General features: G+C 70.3%; 23 protein-coding genes. 5 read left to right on the forward strand and 18 right to left on the reverse strand.

Annotated features, from left to right (window positions below; genetic code table 11):
• Window positions 1–73: 73 nt before the first annotated feature.
• Both OG417_RS14705 and OG417_RS14710 read left to right on the forward strand, forming a co-directional pair.
• A complete protein-coding gene (locus OG417_RS14705) occupies window positions 74–1,402 on the forward strand; it encodes an acetyl-CoA carboxylase biotin carboxylase subunit (protein ID WP_329255696.1) in 1,329 nt (442 codons plus the stop codon).
• 72 nt (window positions 1,403–1,474) lie between these two features.
• Window positions 1,475–1,687 (forward strand): biotin/lipoyl-binding carrier protein, encoded by a 213-nt coding sequence (locus tag OG417_RS14710; protein ID WP_285570319.1) that lies wholly within the window; start codon window positions 1,475–1,477, stop codon window positions 1,685–1,687.
• 235 nt (window positions 1,688–1,922) lie between these two features.
• Here the strand turns inward: OG417_RS14710 and bsaP are convergent, their stop codons facing one another.
• The 9 genes from bsaP to OG417_RS14750 all read right to left on the reverse strand — a co-directional run bounded on the left by bsaP (window position 1,923) and on the right by OG417_RS14750 (window position 9,560).
• The gene (gene bsaP, locus OG417_RS54315; RefSeq protein ID WP_442875686.1) at window positions 1,923–2,144 is read right to left on the reverse strand and encodes a biotin synthase auxiliary protein BsaP; all 222 of its coding nucleotides are present in this window, start codon (window positions 2,142–2,144) and stop codon (window positions 1,923–1,925) included.
• Window positions 2,145–2,278: 134 nt separating this feature from the next.
• Entirely contained in the window at window positions 2,279–2,815 is a 537-nt protein-coding gene (locus OG417_RS14715; protein ID WP_329255698.1) for a GNAT family N-acetyltransferase, read from the reverse strand.
• A gap of 90 nt (window positions 2,816–2,905) precedes the next feature.
• Window positions 2,906–4,525: a monocarboxylate uptake permease MctP gene (gene mctP / locus OG417_RS14720; protein ID WP_329255700.1), complete on the reverse strand. Its 1,620-nt coding sequence runs from the start codon at window positions 4,523–4,525 to the stop codon at window positions 2,906–2,908.
• Complete coding sequence (locus OG417_RS14725; RefSeq protein ID WP_329255702.1) at window positions 4,526–4,771, reverse strand: DUF3311 domain-containing protein; 246 nt, start codon at window positions 4,769–4,771, stop codon at window positions 4,526–4,528.
• Window positions 4,772–4,889: 118 nt separating this feature from the next.
• Window positions 4,890–5,663, reverse strand: coding sequence for a hypothetical protein (locus OG417_RS14730; protein WP_329255704.1), 774 nt, complete (start codon window positions 5,661–5,663; stop codon window positions 4,890–4,892).
• A gap of 46 nt (window positions 5,664–5,709) precedes the next feature.
• The gene (gene bioB / locus OG417_RS14735; RefSeq protein ID WP_329255706.1) at window positions 5,710–6,729 is read right to left on the reverse strand and encodes a biotin synthase BioB; all 1,020 of its coding nucleotides are present in this window, start codon (window positions 6,727–6,729) and stop codon (window positions 5,710–5,712) included.
• On the reverse strand, window positions 6,726–7,481 hold the full coding sequence (gene bioD, locus OG417_RS14740) for a dethiobiotin synthase (RefSeq protein WP_329255708.1): 756 nt from the start codon (window positions 7,479–7,481) through the stop codon (window positions 6,726–6,728). Before bioD ends, bioB begins: the two co-directional genes overlap by 4 nt.
• Before the next feature lie 144 nt (window positions 7,482–7,625).
• A complete protein-coding gene (locus OG417_RS14745; RefSeq protein ID WP_329255710.1) occupies window positions 7,626–8,378 on the reverse strand; it encodes a GntR family transcriptional regulator in 753 nt (250 codons plus the stop codon).
• Window positions 8,379–8,393: 15 nt separating this feature from the next.
• Window positions 8,394–9,560, reverse strand: a complete 1,167-nt coding sequence (locus OG417_RS14750; protein ID WP_329255712.1) for an 8-amino-7-oxononanoate synthase — start codon at window positions 9,558–9,560, stop codon at window positions 8,394–8,396.
• A gap of 39 nt (window positions 9,561–9,599) precedes the next feature.
• On the opposite strand from OG417_RS14750, the gene OG417_RS14755 reads away from it, so the two are divergent.
• On the forward strand, window positions 9,600–11,081 hold the full coding sequence (locus OG417_RS14755; RefSeq protein WP_329255714.1) for a sensor histidine kinase: 1,482 nt from the start codon (window positions 9,600–9,602) through the stop codon (window positions 11,079–11,081).
• A gap of 469 nt (window positions 11,082–11,550) precedes the next feature.
• Here OG417_RS14755 and OG417_RS14760 read toward each other — a convergent pair whose 3' ends face one another.
• The gene (locus tag OG417_RS14760) at window positions 11,551–11,805 is read right to left on the reverse strand and encodes a WhiB family transcriptional regulator (RefSeq protein WP_285570288.1); all 255 of its coding nucleotides are present in this window, start codon (window positions 11,803–11,805) and stop codon (window positions 11,551–11,553) included.
• A gap of 252 nt (window positions 11,806–12,057) precedes the next feature.
• On the reverse strand, window positions 12,058–12,984 hold the full coding sequence (locus OG417_RS14765; protein WP_329255716.1) for a diacylglycerol/lipid kinase family protein: 927 nt from the start codon (window positions 12,982–12,984) through the stop codon (window positions 12,058–12,060).
• An 85-nt stretch (window positions 12,985–13,069) separates the two neighbouring features.
• Between OG417_RS14765 and OG417_RS14770 the strand changes: the two genes are divergently transcribed.
• Window positions 13,070–13,447, forward strand: a complete 378-nt coding sequence (locus OG417_RS14770; RefSeq protein WP_329255718.1) for a hypothetical protein — start codon at window positions 13,070–13,072, stop codon at window positions 13,445–13,447.
• A gap of 131 nt (window positions 13,448–13,578) precedes the next feature.
• Here the strand turns inward: OG417_RS14770 and OG417_RS14775 are convergent, their stop codons facing one another.
• From OG417_RS14775 to sodN, 3 genes are all read right to left on the reverse strand, one after another.
• A complete protein-coding gene (locus OG417_RS14775) occupies window positions 13,579–14,337 on the reverse strand; it encodes an RNA polymerase sigma factor SigF (RefSeq protein WP_329262292.1) in 759 nt (252 codons plus the stop codon).
• Window positions 14,338–14,443: 106 nt separating this feature from the next.
• The gene (locus OG417_RS14780; RefSeq protein ID WP_285618314.1) at window positions 14,444–14,863 is read right to left on the reverse strand and encodes an anti-sigma factor; all 420 of its coding nucleotides are present in this window, start codon (window positions 14,861–14,863) and stop codon (window positions 14,444–14,446) included.
• A gap of 308 nt (window positions 14,864–15,171) precedes the next feature.
• Window positions 15,172–15,573, reverse strand: a complete 402-nt coding sequence (sodN, locus tag OG417_RS14785; RefSeq protein WP_329255720.1) for a superoxide dismutase, Ni — start codon at window positions 15,571–15,573, stop codon at window positions 15,172–15,174.
• A gap of 91 nt (window positions 15,574–15,664) precedes the next feature.
• Between sodN and sodX the strand changes: the two genes are divergently transcribed.
• A complete protein-coding gene (gene sodX / locus OG417_RS14790; RefSeq protein ID WP_329255722.1) occupies window positions 15,665–15,976 on the forward strand; it encodes a nickel-type superoxide dismutase maturation protease in 312 nt (103 codons plus the stop codon).
• Here the strand turns inward: sodX and OG417_RS14795 are convergent.
• The 4 genes from OG417_RS14795 to OG417_RS14810 form a co-directional block, all read right to left on the reverse strand.
• A complete protein-coding gene (locus tag OG417_RS14795) occupies window positions 15,937–16,494 on the reverse strand; it encodes a CGNR zinc finger domain-containing protein (protein WP_329255724.1) in 558 nt (185 codons plus the stop codon). The genes sodX and OG417_RS14795 overlap by 40 nt on opposite strands.
• A 311-nt stretch (window positions 16,495–16,805) precedes the next feature.
• Window positions 16,806–17,558, reverse strand: a complete 753-nt coding sequence (locus OG417_RS14800) for an amino acid ABC transporter ATP-binding protein (RefSeq protein ID WP_329262295.1) — start codon at window positions 17,556–17,558, stop codon at window positions 16,806–16,808.
• Between the two features lie 62 nt (window positions 17,559–17,620).
• On the reverse strand, window positions 17,621–18,571 hold the full coding sequence (locus OG417_RS14805; RefSeq protein ID WP_329255726.1) for an amino acid ABC transporter permease: 951 nt from the start codon (window positions 18,569–18,571) through the stop codon (window positions 17,621–17,623).
• Window positions 18,572–18,578: 7 nt separating this feature from the next.
• Window positions 18,579–19,478, reverse strand: a complete 900-nt coding sequence (locus OG417_RS14810; RefSeq protein ID WP_329255728.1) for an ABC transporter substrate-binding protein — start codon at window positions 19,476–19,478, stop codon at window positions 18,579–18,581.
• Between the last annotated feature and the right edge of the window lie 96 nt (window positions 19,479–19,574).

Consider the following 19,574-nt stretch of genomic DNA (forward strand, 5'->3'; position numbering starts at 1 on the left):
TTGTCGGCGAGCATCGCGCTCGGCCGGCCCATGCGTGGTTATTCTGCCTGCGCTGACGAATTGAGGAGGAGCGGTGTTCGAGTCGGTACTGGTGGCCAATCGCGGGGAGATCGCCCGTCGGGTGATCCGCACCGTGCGTGCCCTCGGAGTCAAGGCGATCGCCGTCTACTCCGAGGCCGACGCCGATCTGCCGTACGTCGCCGAGGCCGACGAGGCGGTCCTGATCGGCCCGGCGCAGCCCGCCAAGAGCTACCTCGACACCGACGCCGTGATGGAGGCCGCGCGGCGCACCAACGCCCGCGCCATCCACCCGGGCTACGGCTTCCTGTCGGAGAACGCCGCGTTCGCCCGCCGGGTCGCCGAGGAGGGGCTGACCTGGATCGGCCCGCCCGCGGAGGCGATCGAGGCCATGGGCGACAAGATCAACGCCCGTAACCTCATGGAGAAGGCGGGGGTCCCGGTCGCGGCCGGCACGCACGAGCCCGTCCCCGACGCCGACGCGGCCGTCGCCGCGGGCATCGGCTACCCCGTCATGGTCAAGGCGTCCGGCGGCGGCGGTGGCATCGGCATGAGCGTCGCCTACGACGAGGACGAGCTGCGCAAGGCCTTCGAGACGGCCCGCACGCGGGCCGAGCGGTTCTTCGGCAACCCCGACATCCTGCTGGAGCGCTTCATCGAGCGGGCCCGGCACGTGGAGATCCAGATCCTGGGCCTCGCCGACGGCACGGTGGTGGCCCTCGGCGAACGCGACTGCTCGGTGCAGCGCCGGCACCAGAAGGTCGTGGAGGAGACCCCGTCCACCGGCGTCGGCGCCGAGCTGCGGTCCCGCATGCTCGCGGCGGCCGTACGCGCGGGAGAGGCGGTCGGCTACCGCGGCGCCGGCACGGTCGAGTGCCTGGTCGACCCGGTGGCGCAGGACTTCGTCTTCCTGGAGATGAACACCCGGCTCCAGGTCGAGCACCCGGTCACCGAGCTGGTCACCGGCATCGACCTGGTCGAGCAGCAGCTCCTCGTCGCCGCGGGCGAGCCGGTCACCTTCACCGACGTCGAGCCGCGCGGGCACGCGATCGAGTTCCGCGTCTACGCCGAGGACCCCAAGCGGTTCCTGCCCAGTCCCGGCGACATCACGGTGTGGGACGAGCCGTCCGGCGACGTCATCCGGGTCGACGCGGGCTACCAGGCGGGCAACAAGGTCACCCCGTTCTACGACCCGCTCCTCGCCAAGCTGTGCGTCTACGGCGCCGACCGGGCCCAGGCCCTCGCCACGGCGCGGGAGGCGGTCGAGGCGTTCCGCGTCGAGGGCCCCAAGACCAACCTTCCGTTCTTCACCGAGCTGCTGGCCAACCCGGAGTTCGTCTCGGGCGACTACGACACCGGACTGGTGGACCGCATGCGCGCATGATCAAGGACTCGTCGCACAATTGGATCGGCAAGAGCGTCCGGCAGGCGCCGGCGTCTGAGGGAAGGAGCCGCGTTGGCTGAGGTGCGCGCGGAAATGGTGGCGAACGTCTGGAAGGTCGTTGTCAACGAGGGCGACACCGTGGAGGACGGCGATACTCTCGTCATCCTGGAGTCCATGAAGATGGAGATCCCGGTCATCGCCGAGGACTCCGGCACGGTCGCCAGCCTCAAGGTCGCCGAGGGCGATGTCATTCAAGAAGGCGATCTGATCGCCGTCATCGAGTAGCCACGAAGGCCGCCGGACCCCGGCTTGACGACTGCCCCGAGCCCCCGCCCGCCGCGAACGGCGGGCCAGGGGGCGCGTCGCAGGACGGCGGGGGAGCCGGCCTGGTTTCGGCCCCCGGGCGACCGACGAGACGGCGAGGCGTTTCCTGGGCGCCGCTCGGCAGGGGTTCGAGTCCCGGTGGTCTTTCGGCCCGTAGGCACGCCGTGGCTACGGGTATCGGGTCACGGGCGGCTTCTCAGCCCGTGAGCCTGCCGTGTCTGCTGCAGTCGGCGGTCCAGCCGCCGGGCGTCACCTGGACGACCATGCGGCGGCGGCATTCGGGGCAGTAACGCGGAGGCTCCATCGTCCGCGCCACGCGACATCCTCCATGGTCACCGCCGATGAGCGGGTCTCCGCAGTGGTCGCAGTAGGTCGCCGTCACGGTGCAGCAGCGTAGTCCAGAAGCGACCCACGGCACCGGCGCCAGGCGCGGAGAACTTCCGTCGCGGTGCGCTGGGTGCTGCAGAGTCAGGGCGTCGGTGAGGGGTGCGGAGAATTCCCGTCGCGGTGCGGTGGGTGCTCCAGGAGCGAGTCAGAGCGCCGGTGAGGGGTTCAGAGTGCCAACGCGTACGTCAGAAGGTCCACGCCGGGCTGGGGCTGCCAGTCGCGCTCTGGCGTTCGTGTGAAGCCCAGCCGCCGGTAGATCCGGTGCGCGGCGTGCATCATCGGCTCGGTGGACAGCCGTATGGCTCGGCATCCGTCCTCGCGGGCGCGGGCGATGCAGTGGCGGACGAGTGCCTCGCCGAGTCCCAGTCCGCGTGAGGCCGGTACGACGGCGAGCATCCGGAACTCCGCCTCGCCCGGCACCGTCAGCTGCGCCCAGGGGCTGCCGTGCCGGCAGTAGGTCACCGTGCCCGTCGGCTCGCCCTCGTGCGTGGCCACGAGCAGTTCGGCCTCGCGGGCGCGGGAGACCGCGTCGCGCAGCCGCAGAATGTAGCTGCTGTTCGGGCTGATGTAGCCCGCCGCGACGTAGATCGCGGCCGTCAGCTCGCCGATCCGGGCGAGCTCGTCCGGCCGCGCCAACCGGATCTCGACGCCGGGAGGGTGCGCGGGCGCGGGCTGGTCCGGTGGCCGAGTCTCCTCGCTCACGGTCAGAGCCTAGACCACCACAAAGAGGGATCGGTCCCCCAGTCCGGTCACCGAGGGGCCGATCCCACCGAACATGCCGGTCCGAGACGATCAGTCGGTGACGAGCTCGGGCAGGTCCCGTACGCCGGGGTCGTCGGCGTCGGCGGTGTAGTCATCGGGCCGGGTCTCGTCCGTTCCGTCCGGTACGCCGGCCGCCCGCAAGATCACCGTCAGCACGACCACGACGATCATGTTGATGACGAAGGCGGTCAGGGCGATGTAGCCGGGGTGGCCGAGGAACGGGATGTCCGCGGTGGACTGGGCGAAGTGCTTCTGCGTCGGCGAGTGCTGGTCGTAGGCGGTCACCGTGCCGTACACCATCGCGACCGCCCAGCCGGCCAGCAGCGCCCACCGGTGGAACCACCGGGTGTAGAGCCCCAGGCCCAGCGACGGGAACGTCTGCACGATCCAGATGCCGCCCAGGAGCTGCAGGTTGATCGACAGGGTCTTGTCGAAGGCCAGCACGAAGACGAGCGCGCCGATCTTGATCAGGAGCGACACGAACTGCGAGACGCGGGTCTCCTCGGCGGCCGTCGCGCCCGGCCGGAAGAACGCCGTGTAGACGTTGCGGGTGAACAGGTTCGACGCCGCGATCGACATGATCGCCGCCGGTACGAGAGCGCCCACGCCGATCGCGGCGAAGGCCACCCCGGCGAACCAGCCCGGGAACATGTGGTCGAACAGCGTCGGCACGGCGAGCTGCGGGTTCTTGGCGGCCTTGACCGCGGCGGCGACGTCGGGCCGGGCCAGCGCCATGTAGCCGAGCAGGGCCAGGAGCCCGAGCAGCAGCGAGTACGCCGGGAGCAGTGCCGCGTTGCGTTTGATCACGTTACGGCGCCCGGACGCCAGCGCCCCGGTGACCGTGTGCGGATAGATGAACAGGGCCAGCGCCGACCCCAGGGCGAGCGTGCCGTACGCCCAGTGGGTCATGTCGCCGGTGACGAGCGAGCCGTTCGGCTTGCCGGTCGCCGGGTTGGGCTTGGCCAGGCTGCTCTGGGCGCTGTCGAAGATGTGCCCCCAGCCGCCCAGCTTCGTGGGGATGTAGATGACCGCCACGATGATCACGAGGTAGATCAGCGAGTCCTTCACGAACGCGATCAGCGCCGGCGCGCGCAGGCCCGAGGTGAAGGTGTACGCGGCCAGGAGCGCGAACGCGATGAGCAGCGGCAGGTCCTTGGCGAGCCCGGAGCCCGTCACGCCCATGACGGTGAGCACGGCCTGGATGCCGACGAGCTGCAGCGCGATGTAGGGCATCATCGCCAGGATCCCGGTGACCGCGACGGCCAGGCCGAGCGACCGCGAGCCGAACCGTCCGCGTACGAAGTCGGCGGTCGTGACGTAGCCGTGTACGTGTGACACCGACCAGAGACGCGGGCCGATGAGGAACACGATCGGGTAGGCGATCGCCGCGTACGGCAGGGCCCAGAACCCCATAGCACCGCTCGCGAAGACGGCCGCGGGCACCGCGATGAACGTGTAGGCGGTGTACAGGTCGCCGCCGAGCAGGAACCAGGTGGTGAACGTGCCGAAGCGGCGCCCGCCCAGCCCCCACTCGTCCAGGTGCATGATCGTCTGCCCCCGCCGCCAGCGCGCCGCGAGGAAGCCCATCACGGTGACCAGGGCGAAGAAGATGAGGAAGACGGTCAGCTCGACACCGTTGACGTCGTTCATCTACTCGTCCTCCTCGTCCGCGGGGCGCGGGGGCCGGGCGCGGCGGGTGAGCCGGTACGCGATGCCGATGAACACCGCGGTGAGGATCACCCAGAGGAGCTGCCACCAGTAGAAGAACGGGAATCCGGCGAGCCGCGGCTCGACCTTGGCATAGCTCGGGACGGCGAGATAGACGACGAACGGCGCGATCAGCAGGACCGCGACCACGACGCGTACGGCGGGTCTGGTCGAACGCGGATCAGACATGCGGAGGCCCTTTCGAAACCATGCTTCGCTGCGGGCCACTCTGAACGCGGCCGGTCACGATGGGGTAACGGCCGCGGGTCCTCGGCGGGCGCTGCCGGCCGGAGCGAAGGACGGCCCGTCAGAGTGCGGTGCAGTCGTGCTCGTCGGGGAGCAGCGGGCGGACGGCCACCCGGTACGTCTGACCGCGGTCGCGCCAGGCGGGCCGTCCGGCCAGGCGCTGGACCGACGCGGCGTCGCGGCCGGTGAGGACCGTGCAGGTGCGGCCACCGACCTGGGTGCCCGTTCTCAGCGGCTTGAACGGCCACTTGGACGCGGCGCCGTCGCCCGCGGGCGCGGTCACCGCCAGCACGGCGACGCGCGACGGCCGGTACGGTCGCGGGTCGGCGCTCTGGTCCCCGCGCGGCCAGGAGGACGGGACGAGCCGGGCCAGGAACCGCGCGGCCGGGTCGCCGGCGTGCCGGCCCTCCTGGATGATCTTTGTGGTGTGCGGCCGGCCCCCGGTGACGAAGGTGATCACCTTGTAGGTCGCGTCGGCGATGTTCCGGTCGTCGACCGTCCGCGACCTGGCGAGCCCGGCCTCGGACGCGTCGGAGACCAGCCGGCGCAGCGCCTGCGGCGTGAGGTGGTACTCGGTCGGGTGCGCGCCGCCGGTGATCGCGCGCCCGTCGCCGTACAGGGAGAAGTCCGGCATGGTGCCGGGCCCGCCCAGGCCGGCGATGCCTCCTGTGGTCTTCGTGCGCAGCACGAGGGCGTCCGCCGAGCCGAGGCTCGGGGACGACGAGCCGGGCCTCGGGGATGACGAGCCGCCGACCTGGGCCTGCGAGTCTCCGGCGCACCCCGAAACGAGCAGCGCGACGCCGCCGAGCACCGTCACGACCGCCGTCTTCATCATGACCACCTCCCGTCCGAACTCCGACGGTAGTGGGCGCCGGACGGTTCTAGAGCGTTTGTGACAGTGCCTTGATCGGCATTTTCAACTCGTCCAGCATCTCCAGGTCACTGCCGGTCGGACGACCCAGGGTGGTGAGGTAATTACCGACGATGATCGCGTTGATGCCGCCGAGCATGCCCGACCTGGTGCCCAGGTCGCCGAGTGTCAGCTCGCGCCCGCCCGCGTACCGCAGGATCGTGCGCGGCAGCGCCAGCCGGAAGGCCGCGATGGTCTTCAGCGCCTCGGCGCCCTCGACCAGCGGGTAGTCGGCGAACGGCGTGCCGGGGCGCGGATTGAGGAAGTTGAGCGGCACCTCGTCGGGCTCCAGCTCGCCGAGCTGCGCGGCGAACTCGGCCCGCTGCTCGACCGTCTCGCCCATGCCGACGATGCCGCCGCAGCACAGCTCCATGCCGGCCGCGCGCACCATTTCACAGGTCCGCCAGCGCTCCTCCCACGTGTGGGTGGTCACGACCTTGGCGAAGTGGGACTTCGGTGCCTCGAGGTTGTGGTTGTAGCGGTGCACGCCCATCGCGGCCAGCTCGTCGACCTGCTCCTGGGTGAGCATGCCGAGCGAGCACGCGATGTTGATGTCCACCTCCTTGTTGATCGCCTCGACGCCCTCGCGCACCTGGCCCATCAGCCGTTCGTCCGGCCCGCGTACGGCGGCGACGATGCAGAACTCGGTGGCGCCCGTCGCGGCGGTCTCCTTGGCGGCCCGTACGAGCGAGGGGATGTCGAGCCACGCCGCGCGTACGGGGGAGGTGAACTGGCCCGACTGGGAGCAGAAGTGGCAGTCCTCCGGGCAGCCGCCGGTCTTGACCGAGATGATGCCCTCGACCTCGACCTCCGGGCCGCACCACTTCATGCGCACCTCGTGCGCGAGCGCGAGCAGGTCCTCCAGCCGGTCGTCGGGCAGCGTCAGGCACTCGTGGATCTGTCGTTCACCGAGCCCCTCACCCCGCTCCAGCACCTGCGTGCGCGCGACCGCGAGGATGTCGTTCTGAGACGTCGGAGCGATCTCGCTCACGATTCTTCCTCTCGTGGGGTCAGTTCCCCGTACGTCTGCGCACGGGCACGGCAGTCCTCTCGGAACACCGCCGGGTCGAACACTCCGCCGAGCTGCGGCGCGAGGCCGGCCCGGGCGGCGAGCAGGAACTCCGGTCCGTCGAGGCGCCCGGCCCGCTCGGGCAGCACGCCGGACAGCGGGCGCGCCGCGACGGTCTCCAGGTCACGCACGTTGCACAGGTCGTCCAGCAGGGGGCGGCGCGGCCAGGCCCCGATCACGATGCCGGCCAGGTCGATCCCGCGCCCGGCCATGGCCTCCAGCGTCAGCGCCGTGTGGTTGAGCGTGCCCAGCCCCGGCCGTACGGTGACGAGCACGGCGGCCCCGAGGGAGTGCGCCAGGTCGGCGAGCGTGGCGCCGTCGTCGTCGTACCGTACGAGCAGCCCGCCCGCCCCTTCGACGATCACCAGGTCGCGGTCGAGCGCCTTGATCCGCTCCACGCAGCTCGCCAGATCCGGTGGCGGCAGCCCGGCGAGCCGCGCGGCGGCGGCCGGGGCGAGAGCCGCGGCGTACCGCGCGAACTCGTGCAGGTCGGTGATGCCGGCCAGCCGGCGTACCTCGTCCAGGTCGCCGGGCATCCCGGGCCGCACGCCGGTCTGCGCCGGCTTGACGACCGCCACGGACCATCCGCGCGCCCGTGCGAGCGCCGCGACCGCGGCCGTGGTCACGGTCTTTCCCACCCCGGTGTCGGTCCCGGTGACGACGAGCACACTCACCTGCAGGACTCTAGCGAGTCATGTACCGGGCCGTCCGTATCGACCCGTCACCCGTCCCAGGACGTCGTCGGCGGCGTTGGACGGCGACGTGACCTCCACCACCATCGCAGCGTATCCAGATCGGCGCGATCGGCAGGGGAGGTGTCAGGGGGTCTCGTGCCGGCGGCGGAGGCGGGTGATGAACTTGTAGCGGTCGCCGCGGTACAGGGACTGGGCCCACTCGACCGGTTCGCCGGCCGTGTCGAAGGCGTGGCGGGAGAGCAGGAGAAGGGGCAGCCCGACGTCGACGCTCAGCAGGCTCGCGTCGTCCGGGGTCGCCAGGACGGTCTCGATGGTCTCCTCCGCCTCGGCCAGGTGCACGTCGTACGCCGTGGCCAGCGTCTCGTACAGCGAGTCGTGGCGGGGGAGTTCCTTGCGCAGGCCCGGGAAGCGGCGCGCCGGGAGCAGTGACGTGTCGATCGACATCGGCTCGCCGTCGGCCAGACGGAGGCGGTGGATGCGCAGGGCGCGGCCGCCGGGGCGGATGCCGAGGAGGCGCGCGAAGCGTTCGTCGGCGGTCACGTAGCCGATGTCGAGGATGCGCGTCTCCGGGTTCAGGCCGTGGTGGCGCATGTCCTCGGTGTAGCTGACGAGCTGCAGCTCCTGGGCGACCTTGGGTTTGGCGACGAACGTGCCCTTGCCCTGGATGCGCTGCAGGCGCCCCTCGATCACCAGCTCCGCCAGTGCCTGCCGGACCGTCGTGCGCGACGTGCCGTACTTTTCCGCCAGGCTCCGCTCAGGCGGCAGCGGACTACCGGGTGCGAGTGCCTCGGTCAGCTCGACCAGGTGCTTCTTCAACCGGTAGTACTTGGGAACGCGAGGTTCCACCCCCAGCTCTGGTGCCCGCTCAGCCGTCACATGCTCTCCTCATGTTCACCGCCGCGTCGGGTCGGCGTTACGAGCAGAGTACGGGCCGATCAGCTCTCTGACACCAGTCAGAGCTCCGGTGACCTTTGTGAGTTCTGCCTCCTCCAGGGTCGCACGGCCGGTCAGGCGCAGGCACGCCCGCCCTCGCGGCACCGACGGCGGGCGGAAACAGCCCACTTTCACGCCGTGTTCGGCGCAGATCTCCGCGGCGCGTACGGCGCGGTCGGGGTCGCCGAGGACGACCGGGACGACCGCCGCGGCGGGCGTGGCCGTCTCCAGGCCGAGCGCGTCCGCCGCGGCGGCGAGGCGGTGGGCGCGGTCGCGGGCGCGGGCGGCCAGTTCCGGTTCGGCGGCGAGCACGCCGAGGGCCGCGGCGGCCGCGCCCGCCGACGCCGGGGCGAGCCCGGTGTCGAAGACGAACGAACGCGCCGTGTCGACGAGCGTCTCGATCACCTCGGGCGCGCCGAGCACGGCGCCGCCCTGCGAGCCCAGCGACTTGGACAGGGTGACCGTGACGATCACGTCCGGCTCGCCCGCGAGCCCCGCCGTGTACGTCGCGCCCCGCCCTCCCGGGCCGACCACCCCGAGCGCGTGCGCCTCGTCGACCACCAGCAGCGCGCCGTGGTGGCGTACGACCGCGTGCAGCTCGCGGAGCGGGGCGAGGTCGCCGTCCACGGAGAAGACCGCGTCGGTCACCACGACGGCGTCGCGCGCCCCGTCGAGGGCGGCGTCCACGGCGGCGACGTCGCCGTGCGGCGTGACCACGACCGGGCACCGGGCGAGGCGGCAGCCGTCGATCAGCGAGGCGTGGTTGCCCCGGTCGGAGACGATCAGGCCCGGCCGCAGCGCGGTGACCGCGGCGAGGTTGGCGAGGTAGCCGGAGGAGAACACGAGCGCGGACGGCGCCCCGACGAACCCGGCGAGCCGCGCCTCGAGCGCCGCGTGCAGCTCGGTGGTGCCCGTGACCAGCCGTGAGCCGGTCGATCCGGTGCCCCAGATGCGGACGGCCTCGATCGCACCCTCGGCCAGCCGTGGGTCGCGGGAGAGCCCGAGATAGTCGTTGGAGGCCAGGTCGAGCAGGACCGGGGCGGGCGTACGGGGTCGCAGCGTACGGCGCAGGCCGGCGGCCGTGCGCTCCCGCGTCGCGGCCGTCAGCCGCTCGAGAGGATCCACCCGCCGAATCATGCCAGGACGACCTGCGATGATGCAGACGTGCCCACGTTGAGCGACCTGATCAAAAAGCACACCGACCTCGGCGCCGATGACATGGAGTGGATCCACTCGCTGGTGTCGGACTGGCAGTTGCTCGCCGACCTGTCCTTCGCCGACCTCGTCCTCTGGCTGCCGCTGACGGCCGAGCGCGGCGAGGACGGAAGCTGGGTGGCGGTGGCCCAGATCCGCCCGACGACCGGTCCGACGGCCTACCCCGAGGACCTCGTCGGCATGGTGACCGGCCGCGGCGAACGCACGCTGGTCGACATCGCCTACCGCGAGGGCCGCATCTGCCGCGAAGGCGACCCCGAGTGGGGGAGCGGCGTCCCCGTGCGCGAGGAGTCCATCCCCGTACGCCGGGGCGAGCGAATCCTCGGCGTCATCCAGCGCAGCACGAACCTCAGCTCCGCCCGTACGCCGAGCCGTCTCGAGCTGACCTATCTGCAGAGCGCCAGCGACCTGGCCAAAATGATCAACGATGGGCGGTTCCCGTTTCCGGAGCAGGAGCCCAACCTCGCCCGCTCGCCACGCGTGGGCGACGGGCTGCTGCGCATCGACCGTCAGGGACGGGTCCTGTACGCCAGCCCGAACGCCCAGTCGGCGTACCGGCGGCTGGGGCTGGCCACCGACGTGGCGGGCACGAACCTGGCGGAGACGACCGCCCGCCTCGGCACCGCGCCGGTCGACGACTCCCTGGCCCTGGTGGCGGGGGGCCGCGCGGCCCGGGAGACCGAGGTGGAGGCGAACGGCGCGATCGTCCAGCTCCGCGCCATCCCGCTGATCGTCGACGGTCACCGTACGGGCGCGCTCGTGCTGCTGCGCGACGTCACCGAGCTGCGGTGGCGCGACCGGGAGCTGATGACCAAGGACGCGACGATCCGCGAGATCCACCACCGGGTGAAGAACAACCTGCAGACGGTCGCCGCGCTGCTGCGCCTGCAGGCCCGGCGGCTCCAGGTGCCGGAGGGCAGGGACGCCCTGGAGGAGGCGGTACGCCGCGTCGGCTCCATCGCGATCGTGCACGAGACGCTGTCGCACACGCCGGAGGAGCTGATCGACTTCGACGACATCGCCGACCGGGTGATGGCGATGGCGGGTGAGGTGTCCTCGCCGGAGACCCGGGTAAGGCCGAAGCGGGTCGGCGGCTTCGGCGTCCTGCCGGCGGCGATCGCGACGCCGCTCGCCATGGTCCTGACCGAGCTCCTGCAGAACGCCCTCGAACACGGGCTGACCGACAACTCCGGCCTGCTGGAGGTCCTGGTGACCCGCAGCGGCGAGCGCCTGGGCGTGGTGGTGGCCGACAACGGGAAGGGCCTGCCGGACGGCTTCGACGTCGAGTCGGCGGCGAGCCTGGGGCTGCAGATCGTCCGGACGCTGATCGTGGGGGAGCTGGGCGGAGTCCTGGAGCTGCGCCGACGCGATGGGGGCGGCACGGAGGTGGCCCTCGACATCCCGCTCGCGCAGACGCCGCGGACGGGTTGAGGGGGAGGCCGCCCCGGACCCCGCGGACGGGTGGTGAGAGACTGCCCCGGATCCGCCGCCCCGCGGCGCGACGGATCAGGGCGATTTCTGAGGCGTGAGAGGACGACCGCGGGGCAAGTTACCTTCGGGAAGACGACGGGTTTGGGAGGCATCGATCGTCATCGGCCGGAAAGCGCACGCCGTGGGCACATGCGCCCGGCGCCGGTCCCAGGCCGCCGGCCGTTCGCGCCGGGAAGGCCCGCTTGTGCCGGGGCCTGAGAGCCCATCCGCGGCGGGACGGAACGACCCGTCCGTGCCGGGCCGGAAGCGCTCATCCGTGCCGGGGCCGAAGGGCTCGTCCGGGCCGGGGCGGAAAAGCGCAGCGCCCGTGGTCGGGCCACGGGCGCTTGGGTCGGCAGACCGCGAGTCCACGTCGGAGGCGCGGTGCCGGGGGGATCGACGGCAGGTGGAACGTGTCTTGGGGCGAGGCTCAGGCGTGGGCGCGCGCACGGGCGCGGGCGCGGCGGCGCTTCAGCGCGCGGCGTTCGTCCTCACTCATCGCTCCCCACACGCCGGCGTCCTGGCCGGAGTTGAGGGCCCACTGCAGGCACGACTCGGTGACGGGGCAGCGGCGGCACACCTGCTTGGCTTCTTCGATCTGCACGAGTGCGGGGCCGGTGTTGCCGATCGGGAAGAACAGCTCAGGGTCCTCGTCACGGCAGGCAGCGCGGTGGCGCCAGTCCATGCGGTCCACTCCTTCAATCGAGCGTGAAGCCATGACTCCACTTGTGAACGGTTTCACGATGTAACGAACAACCGGGTGCGGTGGCATGGCCCGGGGAAGTTGTCGTGGCGCGCTCGAGGTGTTCTCCCATGTCTCGCGCCTCTTTAGAGATTCGCAGGGCGTCCGGAGGGGCGCAAGGCCTTTGAGAAAGTTTTCTCAAAGTATGGCTGTCGGATGTGTCACACGATCGAAACACACATCAGACAGGTCACCTCAGATCACAACACGCACAGCCTTCGGTACAGAGCGGAACGTTACAAACTCCCGCTGCCCCAGATAGTCGCCGTCGACCTGGAACGCGATGGGCCGCCGGGACCGCAGCGTGAACTCGGAAAGATCATGCAGTCCGAGGATGTGACCGCCACGGGGGAGCCGGTTGAACGGCGGCACGATCTGGGCCAGGACCCCCAGCGTCGACAGCAGGTCGAACCTGCGCAGCGCGAACAGGTCCAGCCCGGTGGCGAAGCTCGCCCGCGGGTTCGGGTCGATCGGCCACCGTCCGGCGTACGTCCAGGGCGCGGTGTTGGAGACGATCCCGATGAAGATGTGGCCGAGCGGCGGCTTGGACGGCGCCTCCAGCGTGAGCGCCGGCCGGCGGCGGTCCGTCAGCACGAAGTACTGGCGCAGCGCGGTGCGCGCGTAGAGCGTGGAGTAGGCGCGTGACCCGGAGTCGCGCAGCTTCTCGACCGCGTGCACCACCTCGGCGTCCAGCCCCAGGCCCGCGCAGAAGGTGAAGTAGCGGCTGCCGGCCTGACCGAGCCCGACCGTACGGCTGCGGCCGGCGCGCAGCGCCTCCAGCACCTGGCCCGCGGCGTCGAGCGGGTTGTTCTGCATGCCGAGCGCGCGGGCGAACACGTTCGCGCTGCCGGTCGGCACGATCGCGAGGGCGGGCCCGTCCGGGGCGGGGCCGTCGGAGAGCAGGCCGTTGACCGCCTCGTTCACCGTGCCGTCGCCGCCGAGCGCGATCACCACGTCGTACCCTTCACCGGCCGCCTGCGCGGCGAGTTCGGTGGCGTGACCGCGCCGCTGGGTCTCGGCGAGCTCGAGGCGTACCTCACCGGCGAACGCGCGCATCAGCACGTCACGGGCCCGCCGGGACGTGGTCGTCGCCTTGGGATTGGCGATGAGAAGTGCACGCACGTGCAAAAGGGTAGCTTCCACGCGAGTTGCGCCGATCGCCACCCTCGGTCACCGGACGCCGTTGATCCGGATAGTGTTCGGGGCTGTGTCCACACGTCCCATCACTCTGAGCACGGCGGCGGCCATCGAGGCCGTCGAGGGGGTCGCCGTGGCGGCCGTCGGCCTGTACGTCGGGATCGAGGCGATCGTCGGCAGCCCGAACGACCTGGCCAGCGCGATCGTCCTCGCCGTCATGGCGATCGCGGCCGGCGTCGGCCTCGTCGCGGTCGGCCGCGGGCTGTGGCAGGTCCGGCGCTGGGGGCGCGCGCCCGCCCTGCTCACCCAGATCTTCGCGGTGATCGCCGGGATCTCGATGATCCAGAGCAGCCGGCAGATCATCGGCGGCGTCTTCATCGTGGTGGCCGTCGCCGCCAGTGCGGCGCTGCTGAGCCCGCCGACCACGCGGGCCCTCGACGAGGACTAGCGACCCCCGGCCCGGACCGAGCGGGGCACGGGGCCCTCGACCAGGAGTGAGCGACCTCTGCCAGGCGTGACAAGAAACTGCCCGGGACCCTCGTGGAGGGCTCCCGGGCAGTTTCTCTCAGTCGTCTTGTCTCAGTCGTCGGCGGTGAGGCCGTCCCGCAGCTGGGCGAGGGTGCGGGCCAGCAGCCGGGACACGTGCATCTGCGAGATGCCCAGCTCGGCCGCGATCTGCGACTGCGTCATGTTGCCGAAGAACCGCAGCAGCAGGATGCGCTTCTCGCGTGCGGGCAGCTTTTCCAGCAGCGGCTTGAGCGACTCGCGGTATTCGACGCCCTCAAGGGCGTCGTCGACGATGCCGAGCGAGTCGGCGACCGCCGGCGCGTCCTCGTCGCCCGAGTCGGGGGCGTCCAGGGAGACCGTGGAGTAGGCGTTGGCCGACTCCAGCCCCTCCAGCACCTCTTCCTCGCTCATCTGCAGGTGCTCGGCCAGCTCGCTGACGGTCGGCGCGCGGCCCTCGCGCTGGGCGAGGTCGCTTATCGCCTTGGTCAGCGACAGCTTGAGCTCCTGGAGCCGCCGGGGGACGCGGACCGCCCATCCCTTGTCGCGGAAGTGACGCTTGATCTCACCGACGATCGTCGGCGTCGCGTACGTGGAGAACTCCACCCCGCGTTCGAGATCGAAGCGGTCGATGGACTTGATCAGCCCGATCGTCGCCACCTGGATCAGGTCGTCGAGCCACTCGCCGCGGTTGCGGAACCGGCGCGCGAGGTATTCGACGAGCGGAAGGTGCAGCTCGACCAGCTCGTCGCGGATGCGCTGGCGCTCCGGGTCGCCATCGGGAAGCGTGGAGAGGCGTTCGAACAGCGTGCGTGCCCGCGCGCGGTCCGGCACGCTGTGTTCGTTGCCCGCCACGGTCGTCTTCTCGGTCACGGAAGCACCTCGCCTCGCGGCTCGGACTCACGGCCGAACGGGCGGTGCTGTGCCGCTTGGACTCTGGTCACGTCGTCTGCCCGCGCCGTTTCTGCAGGACGATCGTCACCCGGTCGTCGGCGCCGACCTCCGCGTCGACATCGCCGGCGAGCGAGCTCAGGACGGTCCACGCGAACGTGTCACGGCTCGGCTGCCGGCCGTCGACGGTGAGCACCGACACCCCGATGCTCATCGCATCGTCGGTCAGCTCGAACTCACACGTCAGGTCGGTGCCGGGAACCGCCTGAGCGAGGAGCATCGCGCACGCCTCGTCGATCGCGATGCGCAGGTCCTCGATCTCGTCAAGGTTGAAGTCGAGACGCGCCGCCAGCCCGGCCGTCGCTGTGCGCAGCACGGACAGATAGGCGCTGTCAGCCGGCAGCCGCACTGTCACCACATCGCGGACATCAGAAAGACTGGCCGGCATGGCTGCGGTTTCCTCGGTCACGTCACTCCCTAGTTGGGGCTTCCCGCTTCCTTGAAACTACCGCCTGCGCGTACCTACTCGCGCGTCCGGCGCGCCTTCATATCCCCAAGGGATCTTTCCACTGCGCGGCGGGAGTCTGCCGGCGGGTCGCTGGAGTCCTGCCCTTATGAGCGGAAACGCGCGCTGACCGGCGGATTCTTCCAGTTACCAAGCTTGAAACGGACACGGCGAGGACCGTGCCCGCGGATGACCCGCGGGCGGTCCTCGCCGTGGGCGAACTCGAAGATCGCTCGGGAACCGTGTACCCGGTTCGCTACGAACGGGGGTTCTCAGGCGTTCTTGGTCTCCCAGAAGATCTTGCTGATCTCATCGATCTTCGCGAGGAGCTCGTCCGCCTTCGCCTTGTCGACGCCGCCCTTGGTGCCGGACGCGCCGGCCAGCTTGGTGGCCTCGTTGAACAGCTGGTGGAGCTGCGGGTACTTCTCGAAGTGCGGAGGCTTGAAGTAGTCGGTCCACAGGACCCAGAGGTGGTGCTTGACCAGCTCGGAGCGCTGCTCCTTGATGATCAGCGCGCGAGCGCGGAAGACCGGGTCCTCGTTGGACTCGTACTTCTCGACGATCGCCTTGACCGACTCGGCCTCGATCCGGGCCTGAGCCGGGTCGTAGATGCCGCAGGGCAGGTCACAGTGTGCGGACACCGTGGTCTTGGGGCGCAGAAATCGTGCAAGCACCTGCGTGTCCTTCCGTTGTCTCTCGTAGAGCGTGCTGCGATTGAAGACACTACTCCTGGCCCCCTACCCCCGAGCGGAGAGGTTCATCATCATGCGAGCGGTCGAAGTGACGGGCGAGTCGATGCTGCCCGCGCTGCGTCCCGGAGACTGGCTGCTCGTACGCTCCGGCGCGCGCATCGTCCCTGGCAGCGTCGTTGTCGCGCGCCATCCCCGCCGGGATCTGCTGATCGTCAAGCGGGCCGTACGGCGCGAGGCGGGCGGCTGGTGGCTCGAGAGCGACAACCAGCGCGCGGCGGGGCGTCAGGACAGCTGGGACTTCGGCGCGGTACCCGACGGGCTGATCGTCGGGCGGGTCCTGCTGCGCTACTGGCCGAGGCCGTCGCTGCGGCTCGGCCCGCCCTGAGAGAGCGCGCGCACGCCGGACTCGGCGCGCCCGGCGCACTCGTCGGAGCAGTAGCGGCGGGACCGGTTCGACGACGTGTCGATGAAGACGTTGCGGCACGGCGTCGCCTGGCAGATCGCGAGCCGGTCGAGCCCCTCGGCGGAGATGTAGACCGCCAGGCCCATCGCCGCCCCGGCGGCGTATCGGTCGGGCACCGAACCGCCCTCGGTGATGTGCAGATGCCAGCGCTGGCCGTCGTGCGCGGAGACCTGGGGATGCACCGGGTGCTGGAGCAGCAGGGAGTTGAGGCCCTCGGCCGCGGTGTCCTCGTCGCCCGCGTTCACCGACTCGAAGATCGCGCGGAGGTCCGCCCGCAGCTGCACCATCGCCTCGAGGTCGGGCTTGCCGACCCGGCCGGACAGGTGCGGGCCGGCCGTGAGCAGCTCCCGGAGCGCGTCGAGATCGCCCAGGCGGTCACCTTCGGGCGTCTCGGTGTTCACCAGCCGGACCGCCAGGTCGGCGTACGACGCGAGGTCCACGGGCCGCTCCTACCACGAGGCAGAGGCTGTGGTGCTGTCCGGCTATTACACTCCACGCCGCCCCCGAGAGGAAGCCCGACTTGCCGGGTAAGGGCGTATTTGCCCCTCGATATTGCGCGTCTTTCGCTCGGCCGCATCAGACGCCGCCCGCCCGGTATGGTCCCCGCCCGGTATGGTCCCCGCCCGGTATGGTCCCCGCCCGGTATGGTCCCCGCCCGGCCCGGGGGGCCACCCCAATTCCATTGTCCAGCGGACGTCTCGCCGCTGGGAGGTGGTGGCGGCGGGTTGTGGATGACTCCGCCGCCACCCTCTCAGAGGACCTTGGACAGGAAGTCCTGTGTGCGCTGGTGCTGGGGATCGGTCAGCACGTCGCGGGGGCGGCCCTGCTCGACGATCGCGCCGGCGTCCATGAACACGAGAGAGTCGCCGACCTCGCGGGCGAAGCCCATCTCGTGGGTCACCACGACCATCGTCATGCCGTCCACGGCCAGTTGCCGCATGACGTCGAGCACGTCCCCGACCAGTTCGGGGTCGAGGGCGCTCGTCGGCTCGTCGAACAGCATCAGCTTCGGCTCCATGGCCAGCGCCCGCGCGATCGCGACCCGCTGCTGCTGCCCGCCGGACAGCTGCGAGGGATAGCTGGCGACCTTGTCCGACAGGCCGACGCGGTCGAGCAGGTCCATCGCCCGCTCGCGTACGGCGGCCTTCGGCTCGCCCCTGACCTGGACCGGCGCCTCCATGATGTTCTCCAGCGCGGTCATGTGCGGGAACAGGTTGAAGCGCTGGAACACCATGCCGATGTCCCGCCGTTGCGCCGCGACCTCCCTCTCGCGCATCTCGTGCAGTTTCTCGCCGCGCTGGCGGTAGCCCACGAGGTCGCCGTCCACCCAGAGCCGGCCGGAGTCGATCTTCTCCAGGTGGTTGATGCAGCGCAGGAAGGTCGACTTGCCCGAACCCGAGGGGCCGATGACGCACATGACCTCCCCGGGCTCGACCTCCAGATCGATACCGCGCAACACGTGCAGCCGCCCGAAGAACTTGTGCACGCCCTCCGCCCGGACCATCGGCCCGGAGCCGGAGCCGGAGCCGGAGCCGGAGCCGGAGCCGGAGCTGTCCTGTGGCTCGGTCATGAGGTCCCCCTCTCCGGCACCCGCGGGGGTGTGACGTGGAACGTCGTGAGGTTGCGCCGCAGCCGCTGCAGCGGGGTCGGGGGCAGCTCGCGGGAGGAGCCCCGGCCGAAGTACCGCTCCAGGTAGTACTGACCGACCGACAGCACCGAGGTCACGATGATGTACCAGACGCTCACCACGATCAGCAGGGGAATGGTCCGGTAGTTGGCGTTGAAGATGTCCTCGCCGGCCTTCAGCAGCTCGGTGAAGGCCACTGTCGAGGCCAGCGACGTGGTCTTCAGCATCGAGATGGTCTCGTTGCCGGTCGGCGGGATGATCACGCGCATCGCCTGGGGCAGCACGATCCGCCGCATCACCTTCAGCCGCCGCATGCCGAGGGCCTGCGCGGCCTCGGTCTGGCCCTCGTCGACGGACAGGATGCCGGCCCGGACGATCTCCGACATGTACGCCGCCTCGTTCAGGCCGAGGCCCAGGATCGCCGCGACGAACGTGGTGACCAGGCTGTTGACGTCCCAGGTGATGAACATCGGCCCGAACGGGATGCCCAGCGAGATGTCGCCGAACAGGGCCTTGATGTTGAACCAGAAGATCAGCTGGACCAGCACCGGCGTGCCGCGGAAGAACCAGATGTACAGCCACGCCGCCGAGGACAGCATCGGGTTGGCCGACAGCCGCATCAGCGCGAGGATCACGCCACCGACGATGCCGATGGCCATCGCGATCACGGTCAGCTCGAGTGTCGCCACCAGGCCCTTGACGATGCCGCCGTCGAAGAAGTACTTCCCGAACGTCGACCAGTCCAGATTCGGGTTGGTGAACAGCATGTGGACGAGCATCGCGGCGAGTACCAGCACGATCACCGCGCTGACCCACCTGCCCGGATGCCGGACCGGCACGGCCTTGATCGTCTCAGGCCGTACCGGTTCCGTGGTGTCGATGTCAGTCACGGTGTCCTCAGGAGGCGGCGCCGTTGACCTTGGGGTCGGTGATGCCACCGTCGGAGATACCCCACTTGTCGGTCAACTGCTTGTACGTGCCATCGGTGATCAGGTCCTTGACCGCCTTCTGGATCGCGTCCCGCAGTTCGTTCTCGTTCTTGGGGATCGCGATGCCGTACGGCGCGGTGTCGTAGGCCTTGCCCGCGATGACGAACTTGCCGTTCGACTCCTTGGCCGCGTAGGCCGCGACGGGGGAGTCGGCCAGCACCGCGTCGGCGCGTCCGTTGCCGAGCGCCAGGTTCGCGGCGTTCTGGTCGTCGAGGGAGACCTTCACCGGAGCCGGCTTGCCGCCCTGCTTGCACTTGTCCACGCGGGCGCCGGCGTCGGGCTTGGCGCTCGACTTGGGCGTCAGCTCGTCCTCCTGCGTGGTGCCCTTCTCCACCGCGATCTTCTTGCCGCACAGCGACAGGTCGTCCGGCGAGAGCTTCAGCGGGTTGCCCGCCTTCACCATCAGCCCGGTGCCCGCGGTGAAGTAGGTCACGAAGTCGAAGCTCTGCTCCCGCTGCTTGTTGTCGGTGAAGGACGACAGGCTGATGTCGTACTTCTTGCTCTGCAGCGCCGGGAGGATGTTGTCGAACTTGACGTCCTGGAACTCCGCCTGGACGCCGAGCTTCTTGGCGATCGCGCCGCCCAGGTCGATGTCGAAGCCGACGATCTGCCCGTTCTGCTTGAACTCGTTGGGCGCGTACGACGCGTCCGTGGCGATGACGATCTTGCCGTTCTTCTTGATCGTGTCGAGCGCGCTCTTCTTGCCCGGCGTGGTGGTCTTGGCGTTACACGCGGACAGCGCGAGGGCGCCTGCGATGACTGTGATGCCCAACGCGGTGCCGCGGCTGCGCAGAGGACCGGTGTGCACGGCGTCCTCCTTCAGTGGGGGGAAGATGTCCCATGATGGCCAGATCGATGGGGGACATCTTGGCGTAACCCCGCCTCAAGTGGGATTACTGGCTTG

The sequence above is a fragment of the Actinoallomurus sp. NBC_01490 genome, from assembly GCF_036227085.1.
GTDB lineage: Bacteria > Actinomycetota > Actinomycetes > Streptosporangiales > Streptosporangiaceae > Actinoallomurus > Actinoallomurus oryzae.

Bases quoted from the DNA above. Each gene is read 5' to 3' on its own strand.
- mctP (WP_329255700.1), bottom strand. From the start codon at position 4,525: ATGAACGACGTCAACGGTGTCGAGCTGACCGTCTTCCTCATCTTCTTC.
- OG417_RS14725 (WP_329255702.1), bottom strand. From the start codon at position 4,771: ATGTCTGATCCGCGTTCGACCAGACCCGCCGTACGCGTCGTGGTCGCG.
- OG417_RS14730 (WP_329255704.1), bottom strand. From the start codon at position 5,663: ATGATGAAGACGGCGGTCGTGACGGTGCTCGGCGGCGTCGCGCTGCTC.
- OG417_RS14760 (WP_285570288.1), bottom strand. From the start codon at position 11,805: ATGGACTGGCGCCACCGCGCTGCCTGCCGTGACGAGGACCCTGAGCTG.
- sodX (WP_329255722.1), top strand. From the start codon at position 15,665: ATGCGAGCGGTCGAAGTGACGGGCGAGTCGATGCTGCCCGCGCTGCGT.
- OG417_RS14800 (WP_329262295.1), bottom strand. From the start codon at position 17,558: ATGGTCCGGGCGGAGGGCGTGCACAAGTTCTTCGGGCGGCTGCACGTG.